The sequence below is a fragment of the Streptomyces sp. NPDC037288 genome (assembly GCF_055603265.1).
In genome coordinates, this window is record NZ_JBVJVY010000098.1 from 1 (window position 1) to 9,602 (window position 9,602).

Here is a 9,602-nt window from a genome sequence, read left to right on the forward strand (position 1 = left end):
TCCCGCATCCGCCACCGCAGGTCCGCCCGCCCGAACCGGCCCGCAACCAGCGCGAAGACCGACTCCAACTCCTCGGCCCAACCCTCGACTTCAGTAATCCCCTCCACGCCGGGACAACGAGAAGAACCAGCTCAGGACACGATTTCTGACTGGAGTACTAGTACTCCAGCGGTAGATCGTGATCTTGACGACCACACGGCCTGCTGGCGGTTGGTGGCTGGTCGCGAATCAGCTGTCAGTAGGGCCAGGGCCGGGCGGCGCTCAGTCCGTGTCGGATCCTGTCTCCCACGTGAGGCGGAGCTGCTCTGCGGCATCGGTGGCTTGGCGAAGACCCGCCTGGTAGGCCGGTTCCCAGGCCGTGCGGTCGTTCAGGTCTGAGCCGAATGCGCGTATCGATGCCGGATCGGGCTCGATGGTCACCACTGCGTGCGCCCCGGCGACCGCCATCTCCTGGCGGAGCAACTCCCGGGGGAACAGGTGCGCTTGTGGGTCGATCACGACAAGCGTGTGGGCTCCGGCCGCGAGTCCGGCATTGGTCGCCGACCGCAGGGAGCCGTCCATGTATCGGCGGCCGTTGATGGTGATCGGTGGGTAGATGCCCGGGAAGGCCGTGCTTGCCGCCACGGCGGATGGCAGCGGTGCGCCACTGGCACGGTCGAAGACCTCCTGCTCGCCGGTCTCAGTGTCCAGCACAGTAATGAGCAGCTTCCGGTCCGGCCACTGGTCTGCGCCGGCCATGGCACGCATCCGGGCGATATGTGCCTGCTCGGGGCCTGTCTCGGCGGCGAGCGCGATCTGGCCCACTCGGCGCCGCGCCTCGGCTGGGTTCGAGGCGGCATTGCCGAGCACGGCGAACGCCTCGCCCAGTCGGCGCCCGTCCACCTGGGGCGGGGTGCCGTCGAAGTCAGCGGGGCGCACAGGGGTGGCGAGCCGGCCGGGGTCCTGACCGGTGGCCAGCACTGCGCCGATGATCGCGCCGGTCGAGGTGCCGACGATCAGGTCGGCCTCGCTGAGATCCACCCCGCCGCCACGCAGTCCGCAGGCCAGTCCGGCCATCCAGGCCGCACCAACGGGGCCTCCGGCGCCCAGCGCGAGTGCCCGGTTGAGCGTGTACATGACTGTCTCCCCTCCCGTTATTGAAACAGTCGTACCATATACTGATGCCCGCTCAGATCAGCAGTACGGAGAGGATGATCCACCGTGGGACGACCCCCAGATCCCGTCCGACGGGAGGCCACGCTGGCGCGGGCGACCGACTACGTACTGGCGCACGGCCTGGCCGGGTTGAGCCTGCGGCCGTTGGCTGCGGCTCTCGATACCAGCCCGCGGATGCTGCTCTACGATTTCGGCAGCAAGCAGGAATTGGTGGCTGCGGTCCTTGCCGAGGCCCGCCGCCGCGGTGCGACACGGTTGGCCGAGAACCTCCCGCCGGAGGCAGCCTCTCCCGAGGAACGCCTGAGCGGCATCTGGGCCTGGATCAGCGCACCGGAGCGCGCCCCGTTCGTCCGGCTCTTCTTCGAGGTGCACGCCGACGGCCTGGCTCACCCCGAGAACTATCCAGACCGGGCCGAGGCGATCACGGACTGGTTCAACACCCTCGGCGCCACGTTCCGCGACATCACCACCGGCCCTGACGACGCTGTTACTCCCACGCTGGTCATGGCCGTCATCCGGGGCCTCCTGTTCGATCTCACAACCACGGGCGACCGCCGCCGCACCGACCGCGCCCTGAACCGCTTCTGCGAACTCCTGCGGCACTGAACGAAGACAAACGATCACATGGTGACTGACGGTCACAGCGCAGACTTTGCCCGCTGGCAGGAGGCATTCGAGGCCCTGATGGACCGGATCGCGGGCCGGTTCCCGCGGGTCGAGCCCCGTCGGCGGATAAGGCGGTTGGTGCTCAGCCTGCTCTCGGATCTGCCCCACAAAAACTGCTGGACCATCGCCGAATGGGCCGGGGAGGCCACCCCGGACGGCATGCAGCACCTGCTGAACCGGGCCAAGTGGGACGCCGACGCCGTCCGCGACGACCTGCGCGACCACGTAACCGAGTACCTATACGACGATCAGGCGGTACTCGTGGTCGACGAGACCGGCGACGTGAAGAAGGGCAGCCATACGGTCGGCGTCCAGCGCCAGTACACCGGCACAGCAGGGAGAATCGAAAACTCCCAGTCGCCGTCTACCTGACCTACGCAGGCCGACGCGGACACGCCGCAGTGGACCGGGAGCTCTACATCCCACACTCGTGGACCGACCAGCCCAACCGCTGCCAGGCGGCCGGACTTGGCCCGGACACCGCGTTCGCGACCAAACCCGAACTGGCCGCCCGCATGATCACCCGTTTCCTGGATGCCGACCACCACGCCTCCTGGGTGGCCGGCGACGAGGCCTACGGCGGCAACCCGAAACTGCGTACCGCCCTGGAGGAACGCGGGACCGGCTACGTGCTCGCGGTAGCCCGCACCCACGAAGTAACCAAGCGTGCCGGGAAGTCTCGCGCGGACTCCCTGGCCAAGAAGATCCCGAAGCGAGCCTGGCAGAAGTTGTCCGCCGGGACCGGAGCCAAGGGGCAACGCTTCTACGACTGGGCGGTCATCGACCTGCCCGACCCACACCCCGGCTACCGATACCTGCTGATCCGCCGCAACCGCACCACCGGCGAACTCGCCCACTACCGCTGCTACTCGCCCCAGCCAGTGCCGCTGACGACCCTGGTGGGGGTCACGGGATCACGGTGGCGGGTCGAGGAGACGTTCCAGTCCGGAAAGGGCCTGGCCGGACTGGACGAGCACCAGGTCCGCCGCTACACGTCCTGGTCCCGCTGGGTCACCCTCGCCATGCTCGCCCACGCCTTCCTCGCCGTCGTCCGCGCCGACGAACACTCCCGCCACTCCGGACCGGACAACCTGATCCCGCTTACCTGCAACGAACTTGTCCCGCCTCGGACTCCCTGAGTACCCACTGCCATGGCGGCCCGGGGATGTCGAGTGGCGCCGCGATGGCGGGCATGTTGGCTGCCGGCCCAGCATAGGCAGACGACGGTGCCAAGGCTCCTTCCAGGGATCAGTCCTGCGTCACGCTCGTCGGCATCTCGGAGGGCGCGGATCCATCGGCGCAGGCGAGCGACCCCAACCTCATCGTCATCAAGGATGTTTCGGCGTCACACAGGTACCACTTCGACACGGTGACGCCCTCGAAGGGCAAGCTGGTGCCGGTTAAGGGCCGTGGCGACGACATCACGAGCAGGTCCTGGTAATAGATCCCAAGGGAGAGGTTCTCGGGTCATACGACACCCCCTGGGCGCTCGACGCGGATAATCATCCGGTATCGATGAGTTACCGAATCTCGGGGTGCACCCTCGTCGAAAAAATAAACTTCACCCCCCGAGACGAAGTTCCCCGTGACGTCCGGCCGGCCCATGTACTCGGAGGTCACGAACGGCACTGGAACCCCTGAGGATGGCGACACCGGCTCTAATCCTGATGGGAGTTCGATATATCCGCGGCCTCCTCAGAGAAGGTGACGGTTCCGGGTAACTACGTCTACAACCCCAGAAAGGGCTCCCTTCACGACTACTGCACCAGCTCGCCCGACACCTACGGTGCGGCAGACTTCCGCGGCCCCTGCGCCCGGCATGACCTATGCTACGCCAAGAAAGGAAACCACAAGAAGGCGTGCGGTGGGCAACTGATTCTGGACATGAATAAGAACTGTAGCTACGCATACGCCTCTTGGAATCCGATGCGCTACAACTGCTACTCGATAGCCAGCGTCTACTTCACTGGGGTGACGGCCTACGGTGACGACAACTGGTTAAAGCCATGCGTGGCTTAAACAGCCAGGGAGTCCACGTGTCCTCGACAGGTCGATTCCCTGGCGGCGTCAAGGGCCTACGGAAGGCCACATGTGACATGCGCACAAAAAGCGCTAGTCTGCGATCGTTGGCGACCATCGGTCACAGAACCAAAATATGCAGCTCCTCCGGAGGTATGGAAATGTCCCGCCCCTTGGTAGTCGGTACATCAATTCTCGTCGCAAGCGCAATCGGTGCTGGCGTCAACTTGTGGGCTCGCGAGGAGTTCCCCGAGCAATGGGGCGGTCCGAATATCGGCGGTGGAGCACTGCAACTTCTGTTCTACGCCGGTCTGGCGGCCGGAGCAGTGATCATCGTGGCGATCCGCCTGCGCCGACGCGACTCGTGACGGACGAACCGACTACACACCCGTGAGCCGTGCTTCGCCGCTGCATCGGCCATCGTCCGGGCTGGTCAAGACAACAGCTGTCGGCGGTGGCGTCACCGGGGGGCCGGGACTCTTCGCCTGGCACACTTCACGACTCAGCGCTCGGGGGAATCGCGCTTCTGGCGGCGCTGCGGCTGGTCACCTGCGGCATCGGGGCGCCTTCCTGCTGCATTGCTTCGTTCGGGTCGCAGAATGCTCCCGGGGGCGGGCTGTTTCTCGTCAAGGCAACACCCTGGCCGGACCACCAACGGGCACCGTGTGTGCTGTCCGCAGGAACCGGCGGTGCGCCAGCGCCCAGACCAGGGCGGGCAAGCCGACCGACCGGTAGCACACCCCCAAGGGCGCCGACGCCGTCCCGGGGCCGGAATCGGTAGTACGCCAACTCGGCGACGGCAGGCCGGTCAGCAAGGCCACGAGGGGTGCCTTCCGCCACGACAGGTGGGCGGAGCGTTCACGCGTCGTTCGTGCACACGCCATCAGGATCACGCGACAACCGCATCACGGGCCGCCGGGCCGGGACATCGGCTCACATACTCATCTTGCACGCGTGCGTACTCACACCGGCGCGCCTGACGGCCACGCCGCAGGCGTCTCTCCGGCAGGACCTCGTCGCGGCCCTTCGTCCCCGGAGGCAGGTGCGGGCCGGGTGACGAACGGTCAGCTGCTGGCTTGCTCCTCTCGCCCGGGCGCGTCGCCGATGGTGACGGGGCCGGCACCGCTGGGCCGTGGAACGCACGATGTCCTGGCTTGCCGGATGCCGCCGACTGCACCGCCGATACGAGCGCAAAGCCGAGCACTGCCTCGCCTTCAGCAGCATCGCCTGTACCTTCAGCTGCTACCGCAGGGTCACCAAATGAGATGACTTCTTAATCCCCTGCTTCAGGGATGCGGGCGGTGATTTCCATGTCGATGCCGAGGGTGGCCGCATGCTCGACGAGGTGCTGGCGGTAGCCGTCGTCGACCCACACCTTGCGGATGCCGGGGTGTTCGGCGGCGACCTGGTCCAGGAGCCGGGTGCCGGCGACCGAGTCCTGCACCCTCGCCGCGGTGACCAGCACGGCAAGCAGGAGACCGATCGTGTCTGTGACGATGCTCCGTTTTCTGCCCACGGTCTTCTTCCCGGCGTCGATGCCCTGGCAGGAGGCACGAACGCTGTGGGAGGTCTTGAGCGCTCTGGGCGTCGATCACACAGGCCGATGGCTCGGCGCCCCGTCCTTCCTTCTCCCGCAGCAACTGCCTGAGCAGGCCGTTGAGGTGGGCGAGCACTCCTTGCTGCCACTTCGTGAAGTAGCCGTAGACCGTGTTCCAGTGCGGGAAGTCGTGTGGGAGACAGCACCACTGGACCCCGGTGCGGTCCACATACAAGATCGCGTCCATGATGTCGCGCAGATCGTGCTCGGGCGGCCGGCCGAAGTCCAGGGCCCTGGCGCGGCGCTCGAAGCGCCAGGCCGAGAGCACCGGCTCGATCAACTCCCGGCGGGCATCGTCCAGATCACTCGGACACGGGCGTCGCGTCGGCATGCTTCCGGCGTATCGCCGCGGATCGACTGCGCCCAGGCGCACAGCAGCGGCGACAGAAGCACACAGCCACGCAGACCGGGCGTCCTGGGATGAGACAGCAACAAGCCACACCCCGCCCCACCTGTCACCCCGCCCAGCCCACAGACCCCGACCACACCCCGCTACCTCTTCCGCACCGTAATCCCACACTCCAAGGACCGCCCTACATACACGCAATACAGATGAACACGGCCTCTTTAGGTGAACGGCAGAGTGACCAGGATGCCGAGCAGCAGAAACGCGAGCACGACGTCCCTGTGCCGCTGCCGTTTGCGGGCAGCCAGGGCGTACCGCAGCACGGAGCCGGGGTCCACGCCGGGAGAGGAGGCCACGGCACGGCGCTCGTTCACTGTCCATCTCACGGCCTTGCGGGCGAGCGAGATGTCGGTGTACATCGCCGCGCACAGGTATCGGTGACGTCGCAGGAGAACCGGGGGAACGCTGCGGCCGGCGGCGGTGGCGGGACGGGAGCGGGCCGCTGTGCCTGGTCGGGCGGGGGCACGGGGCGCGGCGGCAGCGGACGGGGAAGGGGATGGGGAACGGGCGCCCTGCCGGGGGCGGGTTGTGGAGCGGGTTGTGGCGTGGGTCGATGGGCGGCTTTCATCGTGGACGTCTCTGCGTTTCGTGCAGCTGCGGCGGAGACGCACCGGAGCGGCCAGGAGACGCGCTTGCGCGGCTGCGGCGGCTGCCACTGCAGAAAGGTGGCAGAGAGATGGGGAGCCGCTCGGGCGATCCGGTGGTCTGAGGAGGCGACGCAGGGTGAGCCACCGGCATCCCTCCCGTCCACGTAGAGGGAACGAGCAGGCCAAGGGGTTGGGGTGGGTGCCTGAGGCGCTCATCCTACTCGCCATTAGATCGCATGCCCGTTCGACCGCCACCGCCGACCGGACGCGCCTGGCTCCCGCCCATGGGCCAGGGTGATCGACCATCTGACGGCCGTACTCGGCTCACCGTCACTGTCACCCATCCGGCCGTCATCCCGTTCGCCCCGTCCTGTGGCAGCGCGCACCAGCCACGGTCCGGGGAGGAGCGGTTGTGCGGCTACGACAGCCGCCAACCGGAGGGTCACACGAATTGACGCCGGGCCACCGGGGCCTCGTACTGAACACGACGGGCTCTTGGCCAAGAGTTTCCCCGCCAACCTCCACCATCCGTAACCTCCCCTCTTAGGGAGCCGCCATGACAGTGCAGCAACAGACAACTACGACCCCGACGGTTTTGGTGTACGAGGACGACCCCGGATTTCCTCCCCGGGTGAACATGCCCGTACCGCATCCCGTTCCCCAGCTCGACACTCAGCCCTTCCCGACGGCCATCGCGGACCCCGCGCCGCAGCCTGACGGTGCCGGACCGGGCACCGAGGCATTCCGCTACTGGGTGGCGGCCGATGCCCTCAGCAGGGCCGGCCAGACGTGGGGTCCCCTGGTTCCCACCGGCACCCAGTGGTATCCGACGGTCGGCCGCGCCCTGACCGCGCACCTCAACGCGGGAGTCGACCTCAACGCCTTCTACAACCGCAAAGGCCTGTGGTTCTTCCGCAGCACGGTGGCAGGGGTCACCGTGGCCGCCTGCGAGAGCCCCGAGATCGTCGCGCACGAGACGGGTCACGCGATCCTCGACGCCCTGCGCCCCCAGTTGTTCAACGCCGCGAGTGCGGAGGCGGCCGCCCTGCACGAAGCCTTCGGCGACATGAGCGCACTGCTGACGTCGCTCCGGCTGGAACCGCTGCGGATCGCGGTACTGGCCGAGACACAGAGCGACCTCGAGTTGTCCTCGCGGGTGTCGAGGATGGCGGAGCAACTGGGCGCGGCGATTCGGCAGGGCCACCCGAACGCAGTCGACCCGGACTGCCTGCGCAACATGTCGAACAGCTTCTTCTACCGCGACCCGGTTCATCTGCCACCGAACGGGCCCGCGAACACGCTGACCAGCGAGCCGCACTCGTTCTCCCGGGTGTTCAGCGGCGCTTTCCTGAAGATCGTCGCCGGGATCTTCCGCCAGCAGGACCTGCAGGACCAGGCCGGCCTGGCCAGGGCGGCCGAGATCGCGGGACAGCTGCTGGTGGACGCGGTCGTGGCCGCACCCGTGGTGTCCGCCTACTACGCGCAGGTCGCGGGCCACATGATCGCCGCGGACCAGCGCCGCAACGGCGGCACGTACGGTCAGACCCTGCGCTCGGCCTTCATCCGGCACGGCGTCCTCTCCCTGGAGGCCGCCGTGGCCATCACCGAGCCTGAGGTGGCTCGCCGAAGCGCCGAAATGGCGGAGGTGACGCCGGGCGGCAGTGAGGAGGAGGGGCTGACGGCCGTCACGATCCATGGGGCGACGTACGGCATCACCCAGCCCCTCACCCTTTCCGCCCCCGCCCAGGAACGCCGGTTCGGCATCGCGGGCTCCGACCCCGCGGGCGGCTCGGTGCGGCCGGCCGACCCCGAGCAGGTCGCCACGTCGTACCTCGAGGACCTCTTCCGGCGTGGCCGCGTCCACGTACCCGAGGAGCACCGGACCGACGCGGCGTTCGTCGACGACAGCCCGTCCCGGTTGAGAACCCACGAGATCACCCGGAGCAAGACCGGTGAGGGCCTCGCCCTGATCCGGCGTTGCTTCGACTGAGCAGTCGGCCGGATCAGCCGAAGAAGCGCAGACGGCGGACGGTGAGCCGTCCGTCGTCCTCGCGCTTGATGATGTGCGTCGTCCTCGGCGTCGGCTCCTCGCCCTCGTACACCGCCTCGCCTCGGGCCAGCAGGTCACTGACGAACTTCTCGGTCGCCCGGCGCTCGGTGTCGCTCGTCAGTCCGCCTTCTCCGGTGGTCTGCGAAGGCTCATGGCCCCGAACCGGAAAGGCCGCCGTGTCGTCCACCGGCCCTCGCAGCTCCACCCGGAATCCGGCGCGCTCGAGCGCTTCGGCTCCCAGCGCGGTCACCATCACGAGCACGAGCCGGTCAGAGACCGTCTGCACGACAACGGCCTCGGTGCCGTCCACGGCCGTGGACAGCTCGGGCAGGCCCTGGCCGTCCGGCAGCTCGATCCGCGCCCGCAGCACGGGACGGTTCTCCGTGGCGGCGCGCGCGAGCACCGGGTCGGCCGCCGTACGCATCCCCGCCTCCCGTGCGAACGCGCGCTCCTGAGCGTTCTCGCCCACGAAGACACAGTCGTCCGCCGCTCCCCCGGTGCTCGCGACCGCTTGGTCGAAGATCCCTCGACCGTCCTTCGCACCCCAGTGCACGAGCGCCTCGTCCGTAAACCGGCCGGGGAACGCCTCATGCAGCGCGGCCGCCGCCCGTGACGCGGCATCGTCGCCCAGCCCGGGGTTGGAGATGATGCCCGTACGTACGTCGCGGAGGGCCTCGAGCACGGCCATGACACGCGGTCGCGGCTGGAGGATCAGGGAACCGTCGGGTTCCACACGGGCATCCGCCAGAGTCGCCCCGATGTCGAAGAAAATCACAGGCATGCGGAGTGCCTCCCCGCAGCGGACCCTTTCGAGTCGGGACCGCCCGGGTGAGACTGTGCGCGCGCCGGCCGCCTGTCGTCCCGTTACGGCAGCTCGAAGGGAGGTCCATCCCGTGGGAGGAAAGCAAGGAACAGGGCTGTCCGGACGGCTACGGCTACGGCTACGGCTACGGCTACGGCTACGTCCGCAACTACGTCAGCCGGACTCTTCGCGGCAAGCCTCAGTCGGTCGGGCCCCGGTCGCCGTGGTCGTGTCCCTTGATGTGGTGTAGGCGATCAATCGTCGGTCGTGTTGGTGGTGTTGGGGAGTGCGGGGGCGCTTTTGCCGGGCTCGGTGGGGTA

The 9,602-nt window shown here is 67.9% G+C and carries 7 protein-coding genes and 3 pseudogenes; 6 read left to right on the forward strand and 4 right to left on the reverse strand.

Features of this window, described 5'->3' with window-relative positions; genetic code table 11:
• Positions 1-261: 261 nt before the first annotated feature.
• Complete coding sequence (locus ACZ7GZ_RS40950) at positions 262-1,116, reverse strand: patatin-like phospholipase family protein (protein ID WP_471032654.1); 855 nt, start codon at positions 1,114-1,116, stop codon at positions 262-264.
• An 84-nt stretch (positions 1,117-1,200) separates the two neighbouring features.
• Between ACZ7GZ_RS40950 and ACZ7GZ_RS40955 the strand changes: the two genes are divergently transcribed.
• The 5 genes and pseudogenes from ACZ7GZ_RS40955 to ACZ7GZ_RS40975 form a co-directional block, all read left to right on the forward strand.
• On the forward strand, positions 1,201-1,761 hold the full coding sequence (locus ACZ7GZ_RS40955; RefSeq protein ID WP_471032655.1) for a TetR/AcrR family transcriptional regulator: 561 nt from the start codon (positions 1,201-1,203) through the stop codon (positions 1,759-1,761).
• 78 nt (positions 1,762-1,839) lie between these two features.
• A pseudogene (locus ACZ7GZ_RS40960) lies at positions 1,840-2,960 on the forward strand (IS701 family transposase).
• 565 nt (positions 2,961-3,525) lie between these two features.
• Positions 3,526-3,840, forward strand: coding sequence for a phospholipase A2 (locus ACZ7GZ_RS40965; RefSeq protein WP_471032658.1), 315 nt, complete (start codon positions 3,526-3,528; stop codon positions 3,838-3,840).
• 155 nt (positions 3,841-3,995) lie between these two features.
• Positions 3,996-4,208: a hypothetical protein gene (locus ACZ7GZ_RS40970; protein ID WP_471032661.1), complete on the forward strand. Its 213-nt coding sequence runs from the start codon at positions 3,996-3,998 to the stop codon at positions 4,206-4,208.
• Between the two features lie 746 nt (positions 4,209-4,954).
• Positions 4,955-5,104: pseudogene (locus ACZ7GZ_RS40975) on the forward strand (IS5/IS1182 family transposase); the annotation flags it as partial.
• Between the two features lie 24 nt (positions 5,105-5,128).
• On the opposite strand, the pseudogene ACZ7GZ_RS40980 reads toward ACZ7GZ_RS40975, so the two are convergent.
• Positions 5,129-5,768 (reverse strand): annotated as a pseudogene (locus ACZ7GZ_RS40980) (IS5 family transposase); the annotation flags it as partial.
• Between the two features lie 236 nt (positions 5,769-6,004).
• Positions 6,005-6,157 carry a hypothetical protein gene (locus tag ACZ7GZ_RS40985; protein WP_471032662.1) on the reverse strand — a complete coding sequence of 51 codons (153 nt, stop codon included), beginning with the start codon at positions 6,155-6,157 and terminating at the stop codon, positions 6,005-6,007.
• 829 nt (positions 6,158-6,986) lie between these two features.
• Here ACZ7GZ_RS40985 and ACZ7GZ_RS40990 point away from each other — a divergent pair.
• Positions 6,987-8,420: a gluzincin family metallopeptidase gene (locus ACZ7GZ_RS40990; protein WP_471032664.1), complete on the forward strand. Its 1,434-nt coding sequence runs from the start codon at positions 6,987-6,989 to the stop codon at positions 8,418-8,420.
• Positions 8,421-8,433: 13 nt separating this feature from the next.
• Here ACZ7GZ_RS40990 and ACZ7GZ_RS40995 read toward each other — a convergent pair whose 3' ends face one another.
• The gene (locus ACZ7GZ_RS40995) at positions 8,434-9,261 is read right to left on the reverse strand and encodes an HAD family hydrolase (RefSeq protein ID WP_471032667.1); all 828 of its coding nucleotides are present in this window, start codon (positions 9,259-9,261) and stop codon (positions 8,434-8,436) included.
• Positions 9,262-9,602: the final 341 nt, after the last annotated feature.